Here is a 25,906-nt window from a genome sequence, read left to right as displayed (position 1 = left end):
TCAATAATTTCGTAGATTTATTCAAGCACTTCAATCAAATGTTATCTGATGCTGCTTCAAGTTGCAACTAGGCTACACTTTCTTTGACCGAATCTTCCTGCTCCCGTACTGTTTTTATACGTGATATAAGCTTTTTACCCAATCGGATGCCCGGCTGTTCAATCCATGTATAGGTTAACCAGGAAAGTCCCACGGTGCATAGCAGCGTCATGATGAACATAAGGGTGAGGCTGACTAGGGGAGCAAACGGTAATTTAATCTGCGCGATTAGCCCTAGGACCAACATATGCGTCAAATACATGCTATAGCTGAGGCGACCGATCCATGACCATACCTGATTAAGCAGCCACATTGGCTGCCAATGATACAAAGCATACGCACCCAGCAGCAGCCCGACACCTATGAGATAATCCGTTATACCTCCAACAAACGCAAACAGCACAGCAACAAGCAACAAACCTCCAGTCAGCGGGTTTACGCTTTTCCAATGACGCTCGTCTTTCCAAATGAAGAACAACAATATCCCCAGACCAAAAACAGGCAGTTGATTCGGAAACCATAAATATAAATAATGCCCCCATAAAGAGGGATCGCTGATCAATGGATATTGAGCAAACACTGTATTGAGCCCGAAGCTTGCCACAAGCATCATTACGATAAACCAAGTCGCATGGCGCACCGATCGAATCAGCTTAAATAAGAGGGGGATAATTAGATAAAACATACATTCCACCGCAATGGACCATTCCACACCGATAATGCTGTTGATCCAATACGGATTGAGACCATTCAAAAATAGAACATGAGCTGCAATATTAGTGGCAGTGACTCCCTCCTGATCTCCAAGCCAAAATCGCGAACCTGTCCCATTCACCATTAAATAGATTCCTAACATCACGTAATACAAAGGTGCAATCCGGAAAAACCGACGCAACAGGTAGGCCGTCATTCCTTCTCCCTTGTCACTCGAACGCCTGCTCATGGATAGAAACAGCGTAAAAGCACTCGCCATATAAAATAAAGCGACTCCTTTAGCTCCTAGACCTAAGCCTTTTTGCAACCAACCGCTTAACCCGTCCACATGCTGGCTGACATGCACAAGCAATACTCCGAGAATCGCCAACGCCCTTAACGTATCTACAAATTGCAACTTGTCTTGTTCCCTATTCCCCTTGTCTTCAGGCATCGTATCCCTCCAAGATAATTCTCCATGATACATTTTGTATCTATAATACACAAAATGTATCACCCAAGTAAACTCTCCCTGATGCAAAAAACACCCTCTGACCGCACAGAGATGCGATCGGAGGGTGTTGAATTTGTCATGCTATCATTCAGCCTGTTCCCTGTTCTCTTGCGTTATTACCAAAAACGAACAGGGGATAATTCCAGGAATATGAGTTTATTTGTTTAAATGAAAAGGTACAGTCGTTACGATGACGTCTTTGTAATTAATTAAATAAGCTCTCATCAGCAAACTGGTCTGATTATGCAATATATTTTCCCACCAGTGTTTAGTGATAAATTGTGGAATGAGAACTGTAATGTGATCCTCATCTGCTTTTTTCCACTCTACTGTATCGATGAACTTGCGAAGCGGATTGATGATGCTGCGATAACGAGATCTCAGCACTACTAAACGTATACCCACATCCCACTCTTCCCACTTCTGCTCCATTTTTTGAATCGCTTCATCATCCACACCAACATATACGGCAACCACATTGTCCGACAGGGTTTTGGCATAACTGATGGTATTCATGACGACACGCGTAATGCCTGCCACCGGAATAATAATCGTGTTGCCTTTGACCATAGGTTTGTCCTTCGTAATATCAATGCGCAGTTGTTCAGCCGTATTTTTGTAATGCTTATTAATCTTCATAAAGAAATACAGCACCAAAGGCAGGAAGATAAAGACTACCCACACCTGGCTAAACTTAGTAAAGATAAAGATAAGCGTAATTGACAGTGTAGTGAGCATCCCAACCGTATTAATAGCCAATTTAACGACCCAGCCAGCAGGTTTGAGTCGAATCCATCGGATCATCATACCGAGCTGTGACAGGGTAAACGGGATAAATACCCCTACGGCATAAAGTGGGATCAAATTTTCTGTGTTGCCCCCAAAAACGATGACCAGCAATGCCGAGAAGATACTCAGAAACAGAATGCCGTTAGAATAGCCAAGTCGATCTCCACGGACCATGAACATATGCGGCATGTATTTGTCTTTCGCGAGCATAAAAGCAAGCAACGGAAAGGCCGAATATGCTGTGTTGGCCGCCAAGAACAAGATAAGCGCCGTTACGCCTTGAATGATGTAATAGATCACACCGCGCCCAAAAGTGGCATTCGCAATTTGCGAAATCACTGTTTCTTGCGGATTAGGACGAACACCATACCAATAAGCCAGCAAACTAATTCCGATAAACATGCAGCCGAGAATCAAGCCCATCATCATCAATGTAGTTGCCGCATTTTTAGCAGCAGGCTTACGGAAGTTCGGAATGGCATTCGAGACAGCTTCTACACCGGTTAGCGCCGAACAGCCTGAACTGAAAGCTTTCAGTAAAAGAAACAGACTAACATTGGATACCGTGGCTCCGAATTGCGGCGCCGCCGCATGGGCTCCTCCTGCCACGTAATGAATGATACCACTAATAATTAAAACAAAAATGGCAACAACAAATAAGTAAATCGGTATAGCCAGCACCGAGGCAGATTCCGTTACCCCGCGCAAGTTCATAATAGTCAAAAAGATAATCATCACCAAAGCAATGGCGATCCGGTGATCATGTAACGATGGGAACGCCGATGTAATTGCATCTGTTCCAGCCGATGAGCTTACAGCTACCGTTAGAATATAATCGACCAGCAGAGAGCCGCCTGCAATCAGACTCGGACTCTTACCTAAGTTGTCCTGTGCGACAATGTAAGCTCCCCCACCTCCAGGGTAGGAAAAAATGGTCTGTCTATACGACAGGATCAGAATGATCAGCAAACCCAATACCGCAATGGATATAGGGATCGAGTACCATAAGGCAGCGAAGCCTGCTGTAATTAAAACCAGCAAAATTTGCTCCGTTCCGTAAGCTACAGAGGACAATGCATCTGAGGACAGAATGGCCAGTGCCTTTAGCTTATTCAGTTTCTCATCTTCAAGGGCCGTCGATTTTCGCGGACGACCGATTAATAACCTTTTGACTTTACTTAGCATTTCGTTGACTCCTTCTTTGGATGAGGGTTTTGCAAAAGAACTATAAATCGTATATTTATTATGTCACCTGCACATCAGATTGATGAAACAAATGAACTATTATTTTATACTCCCTCATCCAGAAAAAAACAATAAGGAATGCCCCCTAAAAAGAGAAATCTCGAGTAAGAAAGAGTATTTCGATAAAATACCCTTATGTATACAATATTTTGAACTTTTCTGGCGTAATTCCTTCCGCACGGCGGAAAGTTGCCACAAAATGACTGACATCTCGGAAGCCTACGCGCTCCGAAATCTCCTTCACCGTTAATTGCGGATACTCTGTCATCATTTCCTTTGCCTTCCGCAATCGAATTACAATCAGATAGGCATAGGAAGTCACACCGAACGCCTGCTTAAACAATGTGTTTAAATGACGAGCGCTGACATTCATCATAACGGCCATATCCCTTAAACCCACATCTGGGCTGGCATAATTTTGCTCCATAAAGGTCAGTACAGGGGTTAAACGTTCCACATTATGAGATAGGGAAGGCATCGAGCTATGTTGTCCATGTTTACGCAGCAGAGTCAGAAAACGGTACATATTGGCTGAGGCATCTAATCCGGACAAATCATGTTCACTAACCATGGAGTGCAGCATGTTCTCGCCAAAGCTGTGCAGCTCGCTATCCGGGTCCCAATGATACCCTCGCGTATGCTTCAATCCGAGTGCAGTTAATACAGCAGCGGCGATGGGTCCGTCGAATGTGATGTATAAGGTTCGCCATACCTTGGTCGCCCGTCTATAAGCATGGGCTTCACCCGGCAGCAGTAGCACCCCGGAATGCTCACCCAAACGAAAAGTTCCCCCTTTATATGTAAACCCCCCTTCACCTGATACCGTCTGAATCCAGTGAAAACACGGATATCCCTCTGGACGGGACACATCCTCCTGCCTGCTATTGAATCCGATGCTTTCAATAAAAAGGGGTAAAGAGTGCTCACGAGTAGTCAGGAAAAATCGCAAATGATGAGGAGTCAAAATCATAAAAAGCACCTCCGGCGTATACGTTATTTATTTCTCATGTAGTTCCATATTATTATATACATGTTCATTTTATTATATTTAAAAGCAGTTATTTGTATTATAAGATAGGATTATTCTTATATATAGAGGTGATTGGCGTGATAAGCAGCAAACTTCCTAAAGTATTTTACGGTGGGGATTATAATCCTGAGCAATGGGATGAGGCCACGCATCAGGAGGATTTACGGATGTTCAGGCAGGCAGGGATTGATATCGCCACGGTCAACGTGTTCTCATGGGCTAAAAATCAGCCTGACGAAATCACATATCGTTTTGAGTGGCTGGATCAGTTGATTGAACATCTTTATGAAAGCGATATCTTTGTTTGTCTAGCAACTAGTACGGCGGCGCATCCGGCTTGGATGGCTACCCGTTATCCCGACATTCTTAGGGTCGATGCTGATGGACGCAAGCGAAAATTCGGTGGACGCCATAACTCTTGTCCGAACAGTCCAACCTATCGAAAATACGCGGAGCAGATAGCTGACCGACTTGCAGAGCGCTACAAAGACCATCCCGCGATCCTCGTGTGGCACGTATCCAATGAATATGGCGGGGACTGCTATTGTGACAACTGTGCCGCAGCGTTCCGGGTGTGGCTCAAACAAAAATACGGATCACTGGAGGAGCTAAACCGAGTTTGGAATACGTCCTTCTGGGGTCACACCTTCTATGATTGGGATGAAATTGTACCTCCAAATAATCTGAGCGAACATTGGGGAGAAAATCACTCCACATTCCAGGGCATATCCCTCGACTATGCACGCTTTAATTCAGACAGTATGCTGGATTGCTACCTGCTGGAATATAACGCGATTAAAAAGCATATACCCGATGCTGTGGTAACAACCAATCTGATGGGCTTTTTTAAACAGCTGGATTATTTTAAATGGGCTAAGCACATGGATATTGTATCCTGGGACAGCTATCCCGGAGCTAATACCCCGATCAGCTATACGGCGATGGCGCACGATCTGATGCGTGGCTTGAAGGAGGGGCAGCCCTTTATGCTGATGGAGCAAACACCGAGCCAGCAGAACTGGCAGCCCTATAACTCGCTTAAACGGCCCGGCGTTATGCGGTTATGGAGTTATCAGGCCGTAGCGCATGGCGCGGACACAGTCATGTTTTTCCAGCTTCGCCGCTCGATCGGTGCATGTGAGAAATTCCACGGAGCCGTAATTGAGCATGCGGGGCATGAGAACACACGCGTATTTCGCGAGGTGGCACAGCTTGGCAATGAGCTTGGCGCTTTAGGCAACACACTGCTTGATGCCACTGTTAATGCCAAAGTAGCTATTTTATTCGATTGGGATAATTGGTGGGCTTTGGAGAAATCAAGCGGCCCTTCCGTTGCCTTGAATTACGTAGATCAGGTGCATAAATATTATGCCACCCTCTTCCGGCGTAACGTACAGGTAGACCTGATTTCAGTGGACACAGATTTCCAAAAATATGATCTCATTATCGCGCCTGTACTTTACATGGTCAAGCCGGGGACTGCAGAGAAGCTGGAACAATTCACAGAGCGCGGCGGCACCTTCCTAACGACCTTTTTCAGCGGCATTGTAAATGAAAACGATCTGGTCACAACCGGAGGATATCCTGGTAAGCTGCGTAATCTGCTCGGAATCTGGGTAGAAGAAATTGATGCACTCCTCCCGGATTCAACCAATCGTATTCTATTGAAAGAACAAGTGGGCGTATTACAAGGTGAATATAAATGTGGGTTGCTCTGCGACTTGCTGCATAGTGAAGGAGCTGAGGTGCTGGCAGAATACGGCGATGATTTCTATCAGGGCATGCCTGCGCTGACACGCAATCGTTTTGGCCAAGGTGAGGCGTGGTACATTGCTTCTGACCCGGAGGAAACTTTCCTCGATGGTCTGCTGGCCTACATTTGTGAGCAAAAAGGGATTTCATCCCTGTTGCGTGCACCTGCGGGCATAGAAGCCACTGTACGGTCCAAAGATGGAAAGTCATATCTATTCGTTCTGAATCATAATGCCCAGACGCAGCAATATCATCTGGATGACCATAAAGGAAAAGAGCTGATCACTGGCAAGTTCCTGGAAGGAGATATTTCTATCGAAGGTTATGGCTTCCAGGTGCTGGAGCTTGCATAATACATCAAATCTGACTTATATCATTTACTTTACTGCATAAAGGCAATTGAGTACCAAAGGAGTAAATCATGAAACGACTGCTATGGATCGGCAGCTTGTCTTATTTTTTAATTGGTCTGGCACATGTGGTTGTAGGATCTCTACTGCCCGTGTTGCTAGAGCATTATGGTAGAAGCTATACAGATGGCGGAAGCCTGATTTTCGCTCAATTTTCCGGTTTTCTGGCTGGAGTCCTACTGTCACCGTGGCTTGCCCGGACTTTCGGCAAACGCCGAAGTCTGGTATTTTCCCTGCTCCTGCTGTGTGCGGCTGAAGTGCTGTATTCCATACTGCCGCCTTGGGGTTGGCTATATGCCGTCGGGGCGGCTGCCGGATTTGGCTTTGGCATGGTAGAAGCAGTCATAGGAACTATTGTGATTGGGGGTATTACCCAAGGAACGGGCGCAGCTATGAGCCGTCTGGAAGTTTTTTTCGGAATTGGCGCCTTGGCTATGCCGGCTATCGCCAGCCAGTTTATTGCGCTCGGTTGGTGGCGGCTGGCATTTCCCATCATCTCCTTGTTTGCAGCCGTAGCCACTATAGCCTGGCTGCGCGGGTCCTTCGGCACACTAAACGTTCTCTTGGACGAACAAGAACACCGTGGTGACAACCATAAGCGTTCCACTAATACACTGAATTCTCCTAGGGTTGAGGCTCCTAAAAGCAGCCCTGTAGGCAATTGGAAGCTCCTTGCATTATTTATTGTTTTTTTCTTTATCTACGTAGGAACAGAGATGAGCCTGGCCAATTTCCTGCCCTCCATGTTCATCGAGCGACTCGGTCTCACGCAAGCCGAAGCAGCACTCAGTGTCACCTGCTTTTGGTTGGCAATGGCCTTCGGGCGGTTATTTACAGGCTACATTGCCGATCGATACGGCTACGGTATCTTTGTCGCTCTAAGCTCACTGGCAGCTACTCTGCTGCTGTGTGTGTTCCCGCTGATCCAAGGCACTGCTGGCGCCTTTATCCTTATAGCACTGCTGGGACTCGGCATGTCTGGCATCTTTTCTATCGCGCTTGTTTTTGCCAGTAAAATGATGCCAGGTACAGAAGAATCGACCACCAGCTTGCTTATCGGTGCAGGCGGAGTCGGAGGAGCTCTGCTTCCCTTATGGCTTGGAAACAGTATGGATCGTGTAGGAGCTGTCGCTTCAGCATGGTTACTGGCGGGCTTCGCTTGTATCCTGTGCCTCCTTGGCGGCATTCTGTACGCCCTATATGTGCGCAAAAAGCGGCTTCAGACCATTTCATCATGATATAAGCCCACTATTGGCACCCCAAATGTATCCTTAGATGACAACCAAGGATACATTTGGGGTGCTTTTTTACATACTAGACGAAAGTACCTTGTACAGAAGCCTGTTTTTGGTCAAAATAGATGGTTTCCTATGAAACACAGGACAGATATCCATGCCTCCCCTAGATGAATGGAGTACTATACAACAAACCATCTGGAGGTGTTTGTATTGGGTCGTCCTGAGTTGAAGCGAAAAAAAAGCCGTAAAAAAGATGTTTTTGTCCGTGCCTGGTTTGATAAGCTAGAAAAGAAATTTGAGGAAATGCCCCCCAAAAAAAGAGTCCGCCCGAAACGGAAATCATTGGGTAAAGACAAAGACATTATTGTCAAAAAGCAAGTGGTTCATGTGAATATTAATCATGATGCTGATAGGGATTCCAGAGCCGCAGGAGATTTAGCGCAGTTCGGGTATATTTATAATGTGAGACCCCAAGTCGTTCCGATTGAAGGGGAGGTCACTTTCGATACGAATGGCATACTTACGCCCGGAATTGCTCACCTTCCAGGGACTGCCCAGATTGCTGTAGCCGATGCGGGGAAGTATGAAATTCATTTTTCAGTGTCGGGTGTAGAACCTAATCAATTCGCCATCTTTATTAATGGCGCACTGGCCGAGGGAACTGTGTACGGCTCAGGAGCCGGGACACAGCAGAACACAGGGCAAGCCATCCTCGCCCTGGCTTGCGGTGATGTCCTTACTCTGCGTAACCATAGCTCTACTGCTGCTGTTACCTTGCAAACCCAGGCAGGAGGAACTCGCACCAGCGTAAACGCCTCTGTCCTTATTCGAAAATTGGGATAGGCTTATGCTCCTGCAAAGACCTCGTATACTAAAAAAGGGTTTATCCATCGTACGAGGATAAACCCAAAATACTTTTAAAAGGCGATAATGATTCCTTTGTCATTGGCATACATTGAACTAATTCCCCTGGTGGACACAATATGAATATCTTTAAATTGATAGCGATTCTTCAAGGTATTCATTAATTTTTGTGCCAGTCCTGGATTATTGCAGTGAGTAATAACGATGCTTTCTCCTTCGGTACTCCGACCGCTTTTTTCAATGGTATCTGCCAACTTTTCAATGATTTGATTTTGACCACGGGCTTGAGTAAATAATGCGATGTTTCCGTCACCATCCGAACCTAAAATGGGTCTGATATGCAAAAGTGAGAGTATCTTACCAGTGATTTTATTCATCCGTCCGTTCTTGACTAAATTATCCAGGTTATCTAAAACAAAATAGGTTTTCATCTTGCTAATAAAGCTCTCCAGGGAGGAGATAATCTCGCTTTTATGATATCCTTCGTCGATCAGCTTGCGTAGTTTTATAACTAGCAGGAGTTGTCCGGCTGACGCGCTTTTTGAATCGAATACATGAACATCCGCCCCCTCTTCTTCCGCCATATCCTTTGCTACCAATGCACTGGAATACGAACTGGACAGGTTGCTGGATAATGTAATAGCAAATGAAGTGTGCACACCTTGAAAAGCTTCCTTATATAGCATAGGTGACGGGGAAGCGGAACCAATCTTGGTTGTACAGGCCTTCATCTCTTCCATAAACTGAGGCAAGTCCAATGTGTCATCATCTATGAAGCATTTTTCACCCAATGTCATGTTTAATGGAATCGTAGTTACTTGCATCTTTTCTTTAAGCTCTGTCGTTAAGTCGCAGCAACTATCTGCTATGATTTTATATCTCACCCAGTACACCCTCACATTATGTTATTTTTCATTAGAATCCGCATTCATCATATTCAAGGAAAGGTTAATTTCATTATCTCGACGTTGAGCTAAATATGATACTATGTACTATAATGAATTGCCAATGATATTAACAATGAATTATTTGTGAATTATTATGCTCGACTGGAACTATGCTAATCTCTGTTATGGTGAAGGAGTCTTCAAGCTATGCTTAAGCTAACTAACGATAAACATACGAAAGATAGAGATTACAGATATTTTGAAATGATGTGAAAAATAAATTGGGTAACCATTTCGTGGACCAAAGCTACGACTCCACCCAAAGCCTAAACGCCATAGTGTATTATGACAAAATAAACCATATAAAGGCTAGTTTTGTATATCCCCTTAATAACAAGCAGGATCAGATCATTGTCTGGACTATATTGGAAAGGTACTAGCTTTTATAAGAAAAAGCCAACCCGTAAATACTGGTTGGCCTTATCTTTTAAAGAATCTTCTACGCTTCTGAACGAGTATGAACTAACTTTACAGCACCGTTTGAACGGTGTCCCGTACTTGCTTCAACAATCCTTTGTAACCATCTTCATCAAGGTAGCCGATACTTCCCAGCAGCAGGTGACCGACCGACTCAATTCCAACAAAGTCAAAAATCCCTGTATCTGATGTGAGCTTCAATCCTGCAGTCATACCGATTTCATCGTAGATCGCGTTGGGCGTGCCGTGTGTATTCACGATAAACCCTTTTTTACCTGTAAGCAGCTTATTAATCCCTTCTACACCAGCCGTATATGCAAAGCCGTATGCAAATACACGATCTACGTATCCTTTCAGGATCGCAGGAAGACCTGTCCACCAAATGGGCGAAATAAACGTAATCGTATCGGACTGCGTGATATACTCCTGCTCTACTTTGATATCAGCCGGTGTTTGTCCAGCTCTCATTGCAGCAGTATCCTCAGGTTTTAATACCGGTTGAAAATCAAGAGCGTATAGATCACGTACAACGACTTCGTCACCTTTTTCCTTCAAGGTAGATACAACCGTTTCCAGTATCGCGTGATTAAAGCTTTCAGCATTAGAGTGAGCATAGATAATAAGATGTTTCATATTCAGACCTCCAGATGTTTTATGGTTATTTTGTTGACATTTATATAGATATCTATACATTTACTTAAAAAAATTTAAAACCTGTTTTTTACATGCTCCAGCAGATATTCCAGTTGTTTTTGTTCCTCGTCTTTGAGACCACCATAGATGGTTTCTTTTAATTTATTAGAGATCGTCTCAAATACAGGCTCCAGCTCTTTCCCCTTCTCGGTAAGATAGATCAGAGTAACTCGGCTATCCTCCCTTTCTTTTTTTCTTTCTACATACCCCAACTTCACTAGCTTGTCGATCAAAACAGTGACTGTGGGCTGCTGACGAGCAATTTTTTGCGTCAATTCCTTAATCGAAAGTCCATCCGTTTGATACAGGAACATCAATATTCCACCATGAGTAGGTACAATCCCTTCAACTCCATAGGATTCGAGCTCAGATACAATCAATTTATTGATCGAGTCTCTAATGGTTCCTATAAGGGCGGCTGCATTATTTTTTAACATACAAGCATTATTACATAGACATCTATATATATCAAGATGTTTATTTAGTCTGATCTGATTTTAACGTATGAAATACTTCAAAGAACTAGATTTTAGTCTGTTATAATAAGATTAAAAAAATAATTAGGAGCTTGTTAAATGGATCAAATTTTAAAGAAAATCCAGTACTTGAGCAGCCAAGAAAAGAAGACATTAGAGCAGATGGTTCTTAAATTATCCGAAGAAGTAGGAGAAACTTCTCAAGCCATGCTGTCTTATATGAATGCAAACGGAAGCGAATACAAGCAATTGAATATTTCCGATGTCAAAGAGGAATGTGCAGACGTGATTCTGGTCGCTCTTTCTTTATTTTATAAGCTAAGCAGCGACGAAGAAGAGCTTCAACAGTTCTTAAGCAAAAAAGTGAGCAAATGGGAATCTGTAATGACTTAAGCCAAAAGGTCACCATTAGCCTTGCTACGTCTATGGGGTTGTCCTATCTCTGGTCTAGTTATCTCTTAGCAGAAAATTCGAAGAAAGGGCTGCTCCCAGTATTCTTCGCTCATTTCCGGGACAGCCCTATTAGCATGTAACAAATAATTGCACCTATTATTTAAAGAATTTTCTTAAACATCTCGATAACTTGTTCTTTACTAGGTATGAACGGATTGCCTGGAGCGCAAGCATCCTTCATGGAATTCTCGGCAAGCAGATCCAAATCCACCTCATTTACACCCAGTTCAGAAAGTTTGGCAGGAATCCCCACTTCCTTCGACAGGTTCCTGATCCTTTGAATTACATAGTCTGCACATTCCTTATCCGTTTTCCCCTTATCTTCAAACCCGATCACCTTCGCGATGGCACGAAACTTCTCTGGGACATGCTTGGCATTCTCTTCTTCTACAATGGGTAGCAGCATGGCATTGCAAACACCATGAGGCAAATCATATACCCCGCCAAGCTGATGCGCCATAGCATGAACATAACCCAATCCGGCATTATTAAATGCAAGTCCCCCCAAGAAAATAGCATACACCATCTGTTCTCGCGCTTCTATATCATGACCGTCGCTCACTGTACGGGCCAAATTGCTAAAAATAAGCTCTACCGCTGCTAGCGCAGTTGCATCCGTTACAGGATAGGAACCTGGAGTAACCAAAGCTTCAATGGCATGGGTCAACGCATCTAGTCCTGTAGCTGCCGTTAATGCGGCGGGTTTGTCTACCATTAATTCAGGATCGTTGACCGAAATCGTAGCTACGCTATTCTTGTCAACCATAACCATTTTGACCTTGCGCTCTTCATCCGTAATGACATAATTAATCGTAATTTCAGCGGAAGTTCCTGCTGTTGTATTAATAGCTACAATCGGCAGCGATTTATGCTTGGATTTATGAACGCCCTCATATTCCGTTATATGTCCCCCGTTGGTAGCAATAATGCCGATTCCCTTGGCCGTATCCTGTGGAGACCCTCCGCCAATGGAAATTAAAAAGTCACAGCCATTTTCTTGTAGAAATTGAACGCCATCATGCACATTTTTACAGGTCGGATTGGGCTTGACCTCATCATATACCGCATAGTCCATACCTATATCATCCAGCAAGGAGGTAACCTTGCCTGCAATACCGCTCTTCATCAGAAACTTATCCGTCACAACCAGCGCTTTGTTTAAATGTAGTTCTTTTATATAGGGTCCAACTTCATGCAAACAGCCTTTTCCCATCAGATTGATAGATGGTACAAAAAATACATGTGCGCTCATAAAAATCTGCCTCCTAAGGATTCACTTTTGATCCCTCGCTAAATACAGAACTATTCCAAAGTGAAACATTTCACATTTGTAATTTTATCTTTATTTAATTTTGATGTCAATATAAAAACACAGATATCACTTTGTTTTATTTTTGTTTATATTGGTTTGTTGATTAGTCCATTATTTGGTACACAACTAATCGGAGGCAGCTTCGTACAACTTAGATGAACACATTTACAACGAGGTGATGACAGCATGACAATAAATAAGAAAATGTTGCTGGCTCTGCTGGCAGGAACACTGCTCCAGGCAACTCCGTCTTACGCCAAGTCGGTGCCGCTCACTCCAGTGACAAGCGTTTATGTGGATGACCATCCGCTCCAGCTTGCTGCGCCACCACTAATGCTAAACGGGACAACACTCGTTCCCATGCGGCAGTTGTTTGAGGCGCAAGGAGCTGTGCTTTCCTGGAACGGACCCAGCAAAACCGTAACAGCAACTAAAAGCAGCACGACGCTGACCTATCGTATCGGGGAAGTCACCGCCAACTTAAACGGTAAAATGATATCCCTGAGCGTTCCCGGAAAGATTGTTGAGGGCAACACAATGATTCCATTGCGTTTTGTAAGTGAAGCACTTGGAAGCACAGTGAAGTGGGATGCCCTAACCCGGACGATCCGAATCGGCTCCAAAAAAGAGGATTTTTCCACAACGATTCTTTCCGGGGTCAACCTGCGCAGCAAACCGGATTCATCAGAAGCCTCCCCTTCGCTACGGCTTATTCCAACTGGTGAAAAGGTTCAGGTCATCCGCGAGGTCAATGCTCTCTGGCTGGAAGTGCGGACGAAAGACAACCTGACCGGATACATATCGGCAAAACCAAAATACAGCGACTATTCCAGCCCAGCCTTGGCGGAACAGCAGGGAGATGAACTGATCGCCTATGGGGAGAAATTTCTCGGCACCCCTTATGAATTCGGCGCAGCAACCGGACAGACATCGACCTTTGATTGTTCCTCTTTTGTCGGGGAAGTGTTCCGGCATACCCTCTCCATTGACCTCCCTCGTGCCTCTTACGATCAAGCTAAAGAAGGCCGGGAGGTCGGGCTGGACGAGCTGCGCAAAGGCGACCTGCTGTTCTTCAGTGCGCGTGGACTAGAGATCGGCCATGTGGCGATCTATGCAGGGGACAACAAATTGCTGCATACTTTTTCCAAAGAACGTGGCGTTCATTTTGACACGTTTGACGATAAATGGAAGAAACGTTTTGTAACCGCGCGCAGGATGTTTTAGGACAAGCCGGATAACCTATAACTATAGACTGTTCCATTACCACAACTATCATCTTCTGATTGCCTTTTGCCGGACGCTCCCTTGTGGTTTGCGTCTTGGCGGCAAAAGGTTTTGATTGATTCATTCCCATTGTTCAACACGTAATTCAATCCTCATCGTTAATACCTTCTCTCAAAATCTTGCATCTTTCCCATCAAATCTGCTTCAATAGGTATGCTATAATGTGGAAAGTATGGATAGATACATATACAGGAGGATTGTAGCAGAATGATTGGGAAGTTTTTGATTTTCTCTCTATTATGGAGTTTGCTCGGCAACCCGTTTTTAGCAATGCTCGTGCTCCTAATCGTGATCTATATATTGGATCGCAGCTTTGTTGGTGTATTGCCCAGCATCAGCAAACCATGGCAAAGAAGACGTAATGCAGCGCGATTGCGTCAGCAGATTGTATTAAACATCAACGATGTGGCTGCCAAGTTCGAGTTGGCTCGTATTTGGATCGAGAGCAAGAAATATCATCAGGCTTTGGAGCTGCTATCGGAAATTCAATCCCGATATGAAGATTCAGCAGACTATTGGAATGCGCGGGGTACGGCTGAAGTACACACAAACCATCTGGAGGATGGAGAACGACATTTACTCAAAGCACTGGACATTAACCCGCGAGTACAATACGGTGAACCCTATTTGCATTTAGCTGCAGCTTTCAAGGAACGGGACGTAAATAAGTCACTACACTATCTACAGCAATTTCAGGAGATTCAGTCTTCCTCCAGCGAAGGCTATTATCTGACAGGCCTGATGTACCGTATGCTGGGACGCAAGGATGAGGCCATCGCTGCATTTAACCAATCCATTGCTGTCTATCGTTCTCTGCCCAAATATCGCAAACGAAGTGAGCGCAAGTGGGCTGCACGCAGTTTATACCGTAAAATAATCAGCTAAACCGTACGCTGAAACGCAAAAAAGAGATTCAACATGAACAGTTAATCTGCCATGATGAACCTCTTTTTTTATTATACTTTTTTCTGGTCCAGAGCATCCTCTTTTGCTCATCGTAACGGCGCATAACCAAGCCGATTCAGCTCTTCCGCAATCACACGATAACCACGGCTGTTCGGATGTATCCGGTCCAGCGAAAGCAGTGCCCGTTCATTGCCTTCAAATGCGGGGTAAATATTTGCTACCCGGTAATTGGGTCCGCCCAATGTATAGAGAAACGAGTTGTATTGACGCACGTATACTCCCGCCTCTCTCACCCCTGGAAAAGGATTATACAATCCTACCATTCGGATGATAAATGGCTCACGCTGACCGAGCTTGATTTGATACAGGGCATGTACAATTTGGCGCACATGTTCTTTGGTGTGATTCAGCGCTTGTGGAATGGAAGAACCCGACAAGCCTCGGCTTCCAGCAAGTGAACTGATATATGGACGCAGATCATTCCCGCCGATCGTCACCGTTATGAGTTCAGCCCGGCTGATCGCCGACCGAAAAAACGAATTGTCGCGAACCATGGACAGCAGTTCCTGCGACGTCAATCCGTTGATTCCCAAATTCTCGTAACTGACGGGTGTGCGGAGATATCTTTCCGCCATTCGCTGATAGACAGGTACAAAGCCGCCACCCAGCAACGTCCCTGCACCTGTCGTTAAAGAATCTCCAATCGCTGTGTAGTGATACGCCAATGAAACCCACCTCCCTCCGACATAACATATATTATGTAGAAAAAAGGAAGCGGGACCCGGAGATTCGCTTATTCTTCGTCTATTTCATATACACAATGGAATTGCCCACCATCTGGCAAATCCTCCGATCCATAGACAGCAAAGCCCACGTTGCGGAAAAAATCTGCCCCCTCTGCATCCGTATCCACCGTCAGGCGCTTCGGGCTACGTTCCTTAATAAGCGTAAGCAACATCCCTCTGCCGTAGCCTCTATGACGATTTTCAGGCAATACAGCCAGGTGATGGAGCACGATCGTTTCATTCTCTCGCTCCTCAAAACCGACAACACCTACAATAAGTCCTTCATCTTCCACACCGAACAAATTCCATTCATCCGAGGATTGATAAGCACGTAAAGCAGCCTCCCCGCGTTCAGGATGATCTAGCACGGCGTAGGTAAGCAGCTCAAGCACCTCCTCCCGATCTGAATCTGGTTTTATATTTTTAAACATCGTTATTCGTCTCTCCCTATCATCTAAAATGAGGTTACACCTTAATTCTCCATAATAAGCAATGGCCAGTTATCTAACCATTGTTTCTCAAATACACGCTGGCGAAAAGCCGTAGTGTGACGGAACAAGGGGCTTTGACGTACCCGCATATCCAGCAAATCTTTCAATCCATACGGACAAATGACCTCCATTTGATCCTTGGCATTCAATCGAATGGCTACCGCTGTGGCCGTCTCTGGCCAGCGGCTCATCGCATCCTCTATCGAAGAATACGGAGCTTCCCCGTTGTGAATATGCATCCGCGCTTGATTTTTGACAGACCAGTTGCGTCCTGCCTGTTTACGATTCAAGGAGTGCTCCAGAAACTCATCTCGTTCCTCTAGCGTATTTTTGGGGTCAAAATAAATAACATCGATATCGTTTAGAGGCGTGGCCGTTGTATAGCCATGAAGCTTGTCCCACACACGATTGCGTACATAGCCTGCGGCTATACAGCCTTGCGGAAGCTTCAACTCACGCACATAGCGCAAGTCTTCCAAGACCTGTGGATCATTCATATACTGTATAATTCGTAGCACATCTTCTTCCGACTGCATCCTGTACTCAGCCCCTTTTTTATGATGACAGCTGCTGCACGGAATCTCCTCCCTGGGCCGCAAACCGAGCTGTACGTTGCGCCAGACGGCGACGTGCGACTAGCAGGAACGGAATCCCAATCACAACCGACAGTGAAACCGGACCAAAAACGGCAAGCGGTGCCGTTTGACCGTAAATATCCAGCAACCAGCCACCAAATAAAGGAGCCAGTACACTGCCCAAATTATTAAAACCGATCGTACCAAAGTAGGTCCCTTTATATTGAGCATCAGCAATTTGATCAATCAGTACGTCTAGCATCGTGAATAATAACACTTCACCTACTGTAAACAGCACCATATCCAGTATAAACATCCAGCCTGAATTTAACATACCGCACAACAGCAGGCTGACTGCAATACATATATTCCCTGCTATTAAGGAATTCACTGGAGAAAAGCGGCTTGCCAACCGCACCAGCGGATACTGAAAAGCCAAGACGCAAACCGCGTTGACCGTTAGCATATATGTAAACCACCGGGTACCTTCCTCAAAGGACAATGATAAAAATTGAGGCATCGTCGAATTGGAATGGGCATAGCCCATTACGCAGAATACGGTTCCCAGCAGAATCGGCATAAATATGGGATCTCGACTAGCGGTTCGGAACGCTTCGCCCATCCGCAGCGGAGCCTCTCCCGCTGTTGTGCCGACATGCAGATCCGATGCATACCGAGTAAACTGGATCAACAGCAGTACCCCGTATAGAGCATAGACACCAGCGGCTACCATGAACGGCGTACCTGTAGACGCCGATCCTAACATCAAACCAAGCAGTGGCCCTGCTACCACACCAACATTAATTGCCGCGTATCTCATGTTGTAGACGAGCAATCTTTTCTCCTTGGGGGTTACATCTGATAATAGCGCCCGCGAAGTTGGCTCAAATAAGGATCTGCACAGTCCATTCAGAGCATTAATGACAAAAAAGGCCCATGCCACTTCTGCCGACGCAAAAGCGACGAATACAAGCGCCCAACTCGCGATGGATACCAGCATCACCTTACGCCGTCCGATCCGGTCTGAAATATATCCACCGTAAAAGCTGGCAAAAATGCCAACCAGCGAGCTGACCGACACGATCACCCCTGTATGAAAGGGGGACACCCCTAGATGAGTGGTCAGGTAAATAGATAAAAACGGGATACTCATAGAGGTGGCCATCCGACCAAAAATGGTACCCGCTATAATTGTCCAGGCCAGCGGGTGAATGGAACGCAGCTGTTCTTTCATATATTTAACTTAGATCCTCCTTCTAGGTGCAAGTGCAAGTCTAACAAAGGGGAAGCATCAGTCTAGCACTGGTGAATATAACGTTCTAGTTCTACACACGTTGCCTGATAGACGGACTGGAGCACAGACAACTTCACATGTGCATTCCCGAGTCGGTTCTCCCGTGCAAGCTGTTCAATATCAGACAGCAACTTGGACAAACATCCGACCCCCAGACTCACGCTGCCTGATTTCAGCTCATGAGCAGCCTCTACTACTTTTGTAGTTTCGCCCGCAGCAACCAGTTCTATTAACTTGTTGATTTTGGCAGGTGTATCACTGGTATACATTTCGACTAATGACTCTAGTAATCCCGTGCTGCCATCCTCGTCCAGCAGCATAATTTCACGAATAACATCCTCATTCAAAATAGGCTCGGACTCCGGCGTGGGGAGCCATTTGACCAGCTTTTCTGCGAGATTTTCAATCGTCACTGGCTTTATCAAGTAATCGTTCACTCCAGCTTCCCGCCCACGGGTCTGGTCTTCCCCAAACCCATTTCCGGTCAACGAAATGATCGGCACAGGCGGCTGCTGATTTTCTGCTTCCCACTGACGAATTGTCTTCGCCGCATCGTGACCGTTTAGCAGAGGCATGTGATGATCCATTAGAATACAGGCGTAGGATCGTTCGGCAGCCGCTCTAACTGCGGCTTGTCCATCCTCCACAAAGTCAATACGTTGGAACCCAAGATGGTTGAGCTGTGATTGCACCACTTGACGATTCACCCGATTATCCTCAGCCACCAAGATCGCTTGAGAATGACTATGCTCACGAAGCAACTCGCTATGTGCCGTCAATTCACCATTTTCATGTTCCTCTATTTCATCTGCCTGTCCTGAAGCCTTCCTGAAGGGAATTTCAAACCAGAACGTGGAGCCTTGGCCTTCTTCGCTGACGACCCCAATCTCTCCCTGCATAAGTTTCACAAATGAACTGCATATCCACAGCCCCAGACCCGTTCCTCCATATTGGGAAGCGCTGCCTTCACCGGCTTGCACGTAAGGCTGAAACAGCTTGTCCTGATCCTCCGGTGAAATCCCAATGCCCGAATCTTGTACTTCAAAACGAACACGTTGGGAATCTGTTGTTTCCTCAACCAATTTTGTTCGAACAACAAGTATCCCTTCGCTCGTAAACTTATTGGCATTGTTCAAGAAATTAAGCAAGATCTGCATAATCCTTGCCGAATCTCCTTCAAGATGCTCTGCCACGCCAGGATCAATCTCTATACTCAAACGATTGCCCATCTGGTAGATTTGCGGCTCCAACAGCTGAGCAACATGGCTCATAATCGCCTGGACTCTGACATTTCCGATCTCTAGTTCCATCTGTCCTGCTTCTACTTTGGATATATCGAGCAGATTATTAATCATGTTTAACAGCAGAGAAGCAGACTCACGTACTACATTGATGGCCTGCCGTTGCTCTGGAGACAGTTTGGATGAACCTAACATTTCGATCATCCCCAGGATTCCGTTCATTGGTGTTCTGAATTCATGACTAACCACGGCGAGAAAAGTACTCTTCAGATCATTAGCCCGTATCGCTTCTTCCTTTGTCCGCTTTAATTCCGCATTGCTTTTGGCAAGCTGACGCTGCAGATTGACCAGCTCGTTGTTCATCGCTGAAAATTCATTCAGCAGCTTTTCTTCCTCGGCTTTGCTTTTCACAACCTCGTCCGTTAATTGTTCGACCGTTCTCCGCAGGACAGCCATTTCTGCTGCCGGTTCCTTCATATTAAAAGGCCCCCTTTACAAAATGACTTACGGGTTGCCAACACTAACATTATCTCTTAAGTGAAAAGTAGGTCCTCTGCTACCTCCAGTGCTTCCTCTGCACCCGGTGCGTATCCGTCCGCTCCCACTTCCTGCCATAAGTGTGGATCGAGATTAAAAGGCAGACCACCGACCATAATTTTCACATGCCTAGTAGCTGTATCTTTACGAATAACAGCAATCAACTTTTTCACCAGATGGACATGGTAAGCCATGGTGGCTGAGATAGCCACCACTTCTGCTTTGTAACTCACAATAGCTTGAAGCAGACTCCGGTCAGGTACATTAGCCCCTAAATAGTACGTATCCCATCCATCCATCTCGAATATATCAGCTAGCATACGCAGACCTATTTCGTGCTGCTCGCTGCCTACACACGCTGCTACGAGACTGCGCCCCTTATTTCCAGTACCTATCCATCTGGGATACAAGCTGGAAATAATAAACTGAGTCGCGGCAGTACAAAAATGTTCCTGACCAACCGTGATTTTGCCTTCATGCCACAAGCGTCCTATTTCGTATTGCGAGATTTGAAAAATATATTTGTAAGTATGTTGAATAGATGTACCTTCATCAAGCAATCGGACGATTCCATCCAAAGCTTGCCTGCGATTACCTGAGAGTAAATATTCCAAATACTGAGTCACATCGGCAGCATAGGGATTATTATCTGTAATAAAAGAGGCATACTCCTCTCTCTTCCCAATTTGCTGTATCCCCAATTCCAGATGCATCAGCACTGTCGTTTTATCCGAGTGATGGAAGTGCTCTACCACTGTCTCCCGAATTAATTGAAAATTGATGATTAAATCTTCTTGGGTTATGCCGAACCCTTCTAGAAGTCTCTTTAACCAGGCAACATAATACGTAAATAAAATAGGACTGTTCATAATTAAACTTTCAGCTAAATAGTTTAAACTATATATAGAGTCCTGTTTTGTTTTTATTTTACCGTTGTCCCCAAAGCGCTCCAAAAGATCCGGCTGTAATTCGTATTGTTTATGGGTAACTAATTCAGCCAAATTTCCGGCTTGCATCAATAGCGACTCACCTGCGGTGTATTGCTGTATACTCATGTACAGCTCCTTCCCCGGCAAGGTATTTGTATTCGAACAGCTTCTAGGGGGATGACCTCAGATCGAGACTATTAGACAATTATACCTGATTTGCGTCCCTACTGCCCAAAATAAGACAAAAAAATAAAATACCGAAAAGTCGGTATTTTATCTCAAAGCTGATTTAATCAGATATGCAACCCTTATGATCCGTTACTCTTCTGTCCCTCAGCTGTTAGCCCAAGCTTTTTTAGCAGATGAATAGCCTGCTCCTTCTCTTCCACAGATAAGCCATCCACAGTCTCCATAATAACACGATGATGCTGCGGGAATATTTGTTCAAAAAAATGACGTCCTTCGTCCGTCAATTCTGCATAAATTACACGCCGATCATCTTGTGACGCACGGCGGGTAAGCAAGTTTTTTTTCTGGAGCTTATCTACCACATACGTAATATTTCCACTGGAGATCAGTACCTTTTCTCCGATTTTCTGCAATGGCTGGGGTCCGCGATAATACAACAAGTCCAGCACACCAAATTCAGTTGTATTTAATCCATGACTATGAATGTCCCGATTCGTGCGAGAAGTGACCGAATTATAAGCACGAGCCAGAACAACAAACAAGTTCAGCGCTAAGTCCTGATCATCTGGTTTTACAGACATATTAACAGCCTCCGTTACTCATATCTTTATTCAAAGATATCTTAATTGCATGCTTTTGTCAAGTTTGAGCACTTTTTTCCCGCTCTTACGGTCGGTGTTGAAGGAATTACCATCTAGTATGCAAAAGTTGCCGTTGATTATGTAAAAAAGGCCTGCTCTCAACCAGTTATTAAGCACTGATTGCGAGAGCAAGGCGATTATAATGCATTCCCTCATTTCTTACGTAAAAATACGTAGGCAACACGTCCGCATAATACTCCCAGGACATTCAGTATGATGTCATCCACATCCGCTGTACCTGCACCCAGCAGCATCTGGGTTACTTCGAGAATGACCAGTGCGATCAGCACTACTAATAGCATTCTGCCTACCCTGCGCATAGGCACCCAAATCATGGGCAGAAGAATACCGAAGGGAATGAACACACCAATATTCCCAAGCAAATTAACACCCCATACCCGAAAAGGAGAAAAATGCATTGCCCGCCAGTATCGGCCGATCGTCTCCAATGGAACCATATTATATGAATACGGAGGGCCTGGTCGTAACGTACGACCAAAACCGAGAAACATCCAATATAATAGAAGCCCTGTATACAATATCAATAACACGAATGCCACATTATAAAACAAACGATTACCAGGCATTATTTGTTCCGGATATCAATTTGTCCATTCGCTCGCGCGATAATGACTTGGTCCGCCATGTTAATGAACAGTCCATTATCGACTACACCTGGAATTTGGTTCAAGCGAATTTCCAGCTCGTGCGGGTTCTCGATCGTGCCGTAGCGACAATCGGCGATATAATTACCGTTATCTGTAAGATAACGCTCACCGTCTTTCATACGCCATTCCGCTCTACAGCCTGTCTGCCGCAAAGCCTCCAACGTCCATTCACTAGCAAAAGGCACCACCTCGACTGGCAAAGGGAATGCTCCCAGTACCTTCACATCCTTGGACTCATCCACAATAATAATTAATCGGTTGGTATTGCTTTCCACAATTTTCTCTCTCAGCAGAGCCCCGCCTCCACCTTTTACCAATACCAGCTGCTCATTCACCTCATCCGCACCGTCAATGGTAACGTCAAGCCTTCCAATCTGATCAAATGGAATGATGGGAATACCCAGTTCCCTGGCCTGATCCTCCGAGGCTTGGGATGTAGCTACAGCCTGTATATGTAATCCTTGTGCCACACGCTCTCCAATTTTTCGGATAGCCCAATAGGCTGTCGAGCCTGTACCAAGTCCTACTTTCATACCGTCCTGAATCGCTTCCACTGCTTTCTCAGCCGCTTTTTGCTTCAAATTCATTATCATCTCTCCCGCTATATAGGCTAGTGTTGATCATCATCTATTTTATATGAGAACGCTTTATAAAGACAGAGACAGCTTTTTACCATAACAAAGACTATTTTCATCATGTTCATACTCCCCAAAGCGTTCAATAGGTTCGTATCCCTGCTTGGTATACAAAGCGATCGCTTCAGGTTGAGCCGCTCCGGTCTCTAGTTTAATCCTTATAATCCCCCGTTTACTGGCTTCCTCCTCCAGGAAAGACAATAAACTAATTGCAATTCCTTGTCGGCGATAAGAGGAATCGACATAAAATCGCTTAAGCTCCATCTCTTCCGCATCTATAGGCCTAAGCCCTCCGCAAGCAACCGGCTTTTCATCTACATACACAACAGCGAAAACCATATTTTTAACTTTCGAATTGGAAAAATCCACCAAGTAAATTTGGTCGGCAGGATACCTTTCCAGCAGGTCTTCATCCAGCCTATGAATCAAATCATGCAGATCCACATGATCGCTCTCAACCTTTAAAATTGTAAGCTTGGACACTTTTCTCATCCCTCTTCTCTATGCATAGATACATGGACTCATTTCGCAAACAATTCCCGAAAACCGCGATAAATCAAGCATTTGCAGCATCGAATATGAAAAATGTCCCAAATTCATAAGTGCATTTGACTCTATTATAAAGTATGATGGTTTCTGTTGAATAGTTGCTTATGGACTGAAATGAACTCGAATTTCAAGCGTGAGTATAAACTGGAAAATACTGAAATACACACAGCGTTTACCTATTAAAAATTAATTTTTTATTGTGCTAGGTATTCATTTCAAGAGCTTTTCGTACGACATATATATAGGGATATATTACTTGTTCGCAAAAGACTTAAGACCTATTACAAAAAAATCAAGGGTCAATTATCTCTATTTATTATGTTTGTAAGGGGGACTTGATTATCTCATTCGATAAGCGGTTCAACACCATATACAAAAATACTACCAAGGAGTGGAAAATTTTGAAAAAGTGGAGTAGCTTATCATTCTTCACCAAAAACTTATTATTATCCTTCTTCAATATCGTACTGATCGGGCTAGTCCTTATTGTATCTAGCTATTTGATCCAACGTACGATTTTGATTGACCAGTTGCATGGGCAAGTGGAAAAAATCACATTGAAGTGGGCACAAGGCATTAATTCCGATGAAGTATCCCAAGCAGTTCAAGAAAAAAATTATGATGGACCCATTCAAACCAAGCTCCGTACCTATCTTGATAACATCATGGCGACGAACCCGAATATCTCTCACGCCTATATTTTCGGAACAGAGCTGGAAAATGGGAATCAGACATCCATTATTGCCATGCCAACAGACCTGAGAGAATCATTTGAAAAAGAAAAGATGGGTGTCGGCGCTATGTACGAGCAACCCAATGTTGTGGCTGTAGGTGTAACGAGTATGCTGGATTCCGGCAAACCTACATTCACCAGCTTCTATGATGACTCTTTTGGCACATGGACAACTTTGATGACACCGATTAAAGATCCTAGCGGCAAAATCTTTGCTTATTTTGCTGTCGATGCTGATGCTGGTGCTGTTCCTGCCGGATTGACCAAGCTGCTTATTAGCGGGGCTACTATTTTGGTGATTTTCCTACTGATCTGCCTGGCACTTCAATATTGGGTAGTGAAACGCACGCTGTCTCCGATTAAGCAACTGATGTACGGTATCAGTGAAGTCAGCAGAGGGAATCTGGATGTGCAAATTCATGCTGGCCAGGATGATTTGGGGCGCGTGAATCAGAACTTCAACGATATGGTAAGCCATGTTAACAGCATCATGACCAAAGTGAAGCAGACAACGGATGAAGTCAATGAATCTGCGAAGGAATTACTCGCAATCTGCGAGCAAAACGGAATCAATTCCAACATCATCAACCAGAATATCAACGAAATTACGGATAATATCCGTTCACAGGAAAAAGCCACAGGCGACAGTGCACGAGCTATGGCTGAAATGGCGTCGGTCATCCAAAATATTGCAGCCAGTTCTTCCAATGTGGCTGAAGAAGCCAATTCGGTAGAGAAGCGTTCGAATGAAGGTAACGAGATTGTAAGCAAGGTATCATCCCAAATGCATTTGATTACCGATTCAGTAACCAATACTTCCCGTATCATCAAGTTGCTGGACAGCCGTTCACAGGAAATTGGCAATATTATTAGCACCATCTCAGGTATTTCTAGTCAGACGAACCTGCTCGCTCTGAACGCTTCTATTGAAGCTGCGCGTGTCGGTGAGGAAGGTAAAGGCTTTGCCGTTGTAGCCAGTGAAGTACGCAAGCTGGCAGAACAATCTGCGGAGGCAACGAAACAAATTACGTCTCTGATTGAAGAAATTCAAAGTGAGATCGGACAAGCTGTGAAGTCGATGGAGCAAGGAAACGTTGAAGTTCAAAACGGGATCGTCGTTGCTGGACAAGCAGGCGCGTTGTTCAATGATATTCTTCAAGCCACTAAAAATGTAGCATGGCAAATCCAAGAAGTATCCAGTGCTACGGAGGAAATTTCTGCTGGGACACAGGAAATGACCGCGACAGCAGACGATCTTTCCTCTACTGTAACCAAAACAGCCAACAACAGTGTTCACATTATGCAAACAGTTGAGGAACAAAAAGCTTCTTTGGATTCTATTATTGAATCATCCCATAAGCTGACAACCATGTCTGAAGAGCTTCAAGAGATCACTTCTTATTTCAAAATTGCAGACACCAACCGTACCAAATCATAATATCCATTTATCGATTTTAATGCTTATTTTATAGGCCGTTCGGTAATGCCTCCCTCCTGTTCATCCATTTGAAGGGAACGGAGGCATTTACTAAATTCCCATGTAATTTAGATACCCAGACATTCAGGAGGTTAGCGTA

At 44.7% G+C, this 25,906-nt stretch carries 24 protein-coding genes; 7 read left to right on the top strand and 17 right to left on the bottom strand.

The window, feature by feature from the left end:
- Window positions 1-67: 67 nt before the first annotated feature.
- The 3 genes from FKV70_RS11585 to FKV70_RS11575 form a co-directional block, all read right to left on the bottom strand.
- On the bottom strand, window positions 68-1,186 hold the full coding sequence (locus FKV70_RS11585; protein WP_142612937.1) for an acyltransferase family protein: 1,119 nt from the start codon (window positions 1,184-1,186) through the stop codon (window positions 68-70).
- A 216-nt stretch (window positions 1,187-1,402) separates the two neighbouring features.
- Complete coding sequence (locus FKV70_RS11580) at window positions 1,403-3,220, bottom strand: APC family permease (protein WP_142612936.1); 1,818 nt, start codon at window positions 3,218-3,220, stop codon at window positions 1,403-1,405.
- Window positions 3,221-3,413: 193 nt separating this feature from the next.
- Window positions 3,414-4,250 carry an AraC family transcriptional regulator gene (locus FKV70_RS11575; RefSeq protein ID WP_142612935.1) on the bottom strand — a complete coding sequence of 279 codons (837 nt, stop codon included), beginning with the start codon at window positions 4,248-4,250 and terminating at the stop codon, window positions 3,414-3,416.
- A gap of 137 nt (window positions 4,251-4,387) precedes the next feature.
- On the opposite strand from FKV70_RS11575, the gene FKV70_RS11570 reads away from it, so the two are divergent.
- From FKV70_RS11570 to FKV70_RS11560, 3 genes are all read left to right on the top strand, one after another.
- Window positions 4,388-6,415, top strand: a complete 2,028-nt coding sequence (locus tag FKV70_RS11570) for a beta-galactosidase (protein WP_142612934.1) — start codon at window positions 4,388-4,390, stop codon at window positions 6,413-6,415.
- Between the two features lie 68 nt (window positions 6,416-6,483).
- Window positions 6,484-7,710 (top strand): MFS transporter, encoded by a 1,227-nt coding sequence (locus tag FKV70_RS11565; protein WP_142612933.1) that lies wholly within the window; start codon window positions 6,484-6,486, stop codon window positions 7,708-7,710.
- Between the two features lie 210 nt (window positions 7,711-7,920).
- A complete protein-coding gene (locus FKV70_RS11560; protein WP_063209046.1) occupies window positions 7,921-8,553 on the top strand; it encodes a BclA C-terminal domain-containing protein in 633 nt (210 codons plus the stop codon).
- Between the two features lie 74 nt (window positions 8,554-8,627).
- On the opposite strand, the gene FKV70_RS11555 is transcribed toward FKV70_RS11560, so the two are convergent.
- The 3 genes from FKV70_RS11555 to FKV70_RS11540 form a co-directional block, all read right to left on the bottom strand.
- On the bottom strand, window positions 8,628-9,458 hold the full coding sequence (locus tag FKV70_RS11555) for a DegV family protein (RefSeq protein ID WP_142612932.1): 831 nt from the start codon (window positions 9,456-9,458) through the stop codon (window positions 8,628-8,630).
- Window positions 9,459-9,989: 531 nt separating this feature from the next.
- Window positions 9,990-10,571: an NAD(P)H-dependent oxidoreductase gene (locus FKV70_RS11545; RefSeq protein ID WP_142612931.1), complete on the bottom strand. Its 582-nt coding sequence runs from the start codon at window positions 10,569-10,571 to the stop codon at window positions 9,990-9,992.
- A gap of 74 nt (window positions 10,572-10,645) precedes the next feature.
- Window positions 10,646-11,068, bottom strand: coding sequence for a MarR family winged helix-turn-helix transcriptional regulator (locus tag FKV70_RS11540; protein WP_064798135.1), 423 nt, complete (start codon window positions 11,066-11,068; stop codon window positions 10,646-10,648).
- A 138-nt stretch (window positions 11,069-11,206) separates the two neighbouring features.
- On the opposite strand from FKV70_RS11540, the gene FKV70_RS11535 reads away from it, so the two are divergent.
- Window positions 11,207-11,500 (top strand): MazG-like family protein, encoded by a 294-nt coding sequence (locus FKV70_RS11535; RefSeq protein WP_142612930.1) that lies wholly within the window; start codon window positions 11,207-11,209, stop codon window positions 11,498-11,500.
- A gap of 160 nt (window positions 11,501-11,660) precedes the next feature.
- Here the strand turns inward: FKV70_RS11535 and FKV70_RS11530 are convergent, their stop codons facing one another.
- Window positions 11,661-12,812: an iron-containing alcohol dehydrogenase gene (locus FKV70_RS11530; RefSeq protein ID WP_142612929.1), complete on the bottom strand. Its 1,152-nt coding sequence runs from the start codon at window positions 12,810-12,812 to the stop codon at window positions 11,661-11,663.
- Between the two features lie 246 nt (window positions 12,813-13,058).
- Here FKV70_RS11530 and FKV70_RS11525 point away from each other — a divergent pair, with 246 nt between their 5' ends.
- Window positions 13,059-14,096 (top strand): stalk domain-containing protein, encoded by a 1,038-nt coding sequence (locus FKV70_RS11525; RefSeq protein WP_142612928.1) that lies wholly within the window; start codon window positions 13,059-13,061, stop codon window positions 14,094-14,096.
- Window positions 14,097-14,363: 267 nt separating this feature from the next.
- The gene (locus FKV70_RS11520) at window positions 14,364-15,041 is read left to right on the top strand and encodes a tetratricopeptide repeat protein (protein ID WP_142612927.1); all 678 of its coding nucleotides are present in this window, start codon (window positions 14,364-14,366) and stop codon (window positions 15,039-15,041) included.
- 107 nt (window positions 15,042-15,148) lie between these two features.
- On the opposite strand, the gene FKV70_RS11515 is transcribed toward FKV70_RS11520, so the two are convergent.
- The 10 genes from FKV70_RS11515 to FKV70_RS11470 all read right to left on the bottom strand — a co-directional run bounded on the left by FKV70_RS11515 (window position 15,149) and on the right by FKV70_RS11470 (window position 23,530).
- Complete coding sequence (locus FKV70_RS11515; protein ID WP_142612926.1) at window positions 15,149-15,787, bottom strand: GDSL-type esterase/lipase family protein; 639 nt, start codon at window positions 15,785-15,787, stop codon at window positions 15,149-15,151.
- A gap of 68 nt (window positions 15,788-15,855) precedes the next feature.
- A complete protein-coding gene (locus FKV70_RS11510) occupies window positions 15,856-16,278 on the bottom strand; it encodes a GNAT family N-acetyltransferase (protein WP_142612925.1) in 423 nt (140 codons plus the stop codon).
- A 41-nt stretch (window positions 16,279-16,319) separates the two neighbouring features.
- Complete coding sequence (locus FKV70_RS11505) at window positions 16,320-16,874, bottom strand: nucleotidyltransferase family protein (protein WP_064798139.1); 555 nt, start codon at window positions 16,872-16,874, stop codon at window positions 16,320-16,322.
- A 19-nt stretch (window positions 16,875-16,893) separates the two neighbouring features.
- Window positions 16,894-18,147 carry an MDR family MFS transporter gene (locus tag FKV70_RS11500; RefSeq protein WP_142612924.1) on the bottom strand — a complete coding sequence of 418 codons (1,254 nt, stop codon included), beginning with the start codon at window positions 18,145-18,147 and terminating at the stop codon, window positions 16,894-16,896.
- Between the two features lie 62 nt (window positions 18,148-18,209).
- The gene (locus FKV70_RS11495) at window positions 18,210-19,925 is read right to left on the bottom strand and encodes an ATP-binding protein (protein WP_142612923.1); all 1,716 of its coding nucleotides are present in this window, start codon (window positions 19,923-19,925) and stop codon (window positions 18,210-18,212) included.
- 56 nt (window positions 19,926-19,981) lie between these two features.
- Window positions 19,982-21,040, bottom strand: a complete 1,059-nt coding sequence (locus FKV70_RS11490; RefSeq protein ID WP_142612922.1) for a cobalamin B12-binding domain-containing protein — start codon at window positions 21,038-21,040, stop codon at window positions 19,982-19,984.
- Window positions 21,041-21,222: 182 nt separating this feature from the next.
- Entirely contained in the window at window positions 21,223-21,684 is a 462-nt protein-coding gene (locus tag FKV70_RS11485) for a MarR family winged helix-turn-helix transcriptional regulator (RefSeq protein ID WP_029514766.1), read from the bottom strand.
- Window positions 21,685-21,896: 212 nt separating this feature from the next.
- Entirely contained in the window at window positions 21,897-22,331 is a 435-nt protein-coding gene (locus tag FKV70_RS11480; RefSeq protein ID WP_142612921.1) for a VanZ family protein, read from the bottom strand.
- Complete coding sequence (rpiA, locus tag FKV70_RS11475; protein ID WP_142612920.1) at window positions 22,331-22,999, bottom strand: ribose-5-phosphate isomerase RpiA; 669 nt, start codon at window positions 22,997-22,999, stop codon at window positions 22,331-22,333. The genes FKV70_RS11480 and rpiA overlap by 1 nt, the downstream gene beginning before the upstream one ends.
- Window positions 23,000-23,059: 60 nt before the next feature.
- Window positions 23,060-23,530, bottom strand: coding sequence for a GNAT family N-acetyltransferase (locus tag FKV70_RS11470; protein WP_142612919.1), 471 nt, complete (start codon window positions 23,528-23,530; stop codon window positions 23,060-23,062).
- A 467-nt stretch (window positions 23,531-23,997) separates the two neighbouring features.
- Here FKV70_RS11470 and FKV70_RS11465 point away from each other — a divergent pair, with 467 nt between their 5' ends.
- Window positions 23,998-25,767 carry a methyl-accepting chemotaxis protein gene (locus tag FKV70_RS11465; protein ID WP_142612918.1) on the top strand — a complete coding sequence of 590 codons (1,770 nt, stop codon included), beginning with the start codon at window positions 23,998-24,000 and terminating at the stop codon, window positions 25,765-25,767.
- Window positions 25,768-25,906 lie beyond the last annotated feature (139 nt).

Source organism: Paenibacillus ottowii (assembly GCF_006874425.1).
In the GTDB taxonomy this organism is placed as follows: domain Bacteria; phylum Bacillota; class Bacilli; order Paenibacillales; family Paenibacillaceae; genus Paenibacillus; species Paenibacillus ottowii.
This window is presented reverse-complemented; position numbering and strand designations above follow the sequence as displayed.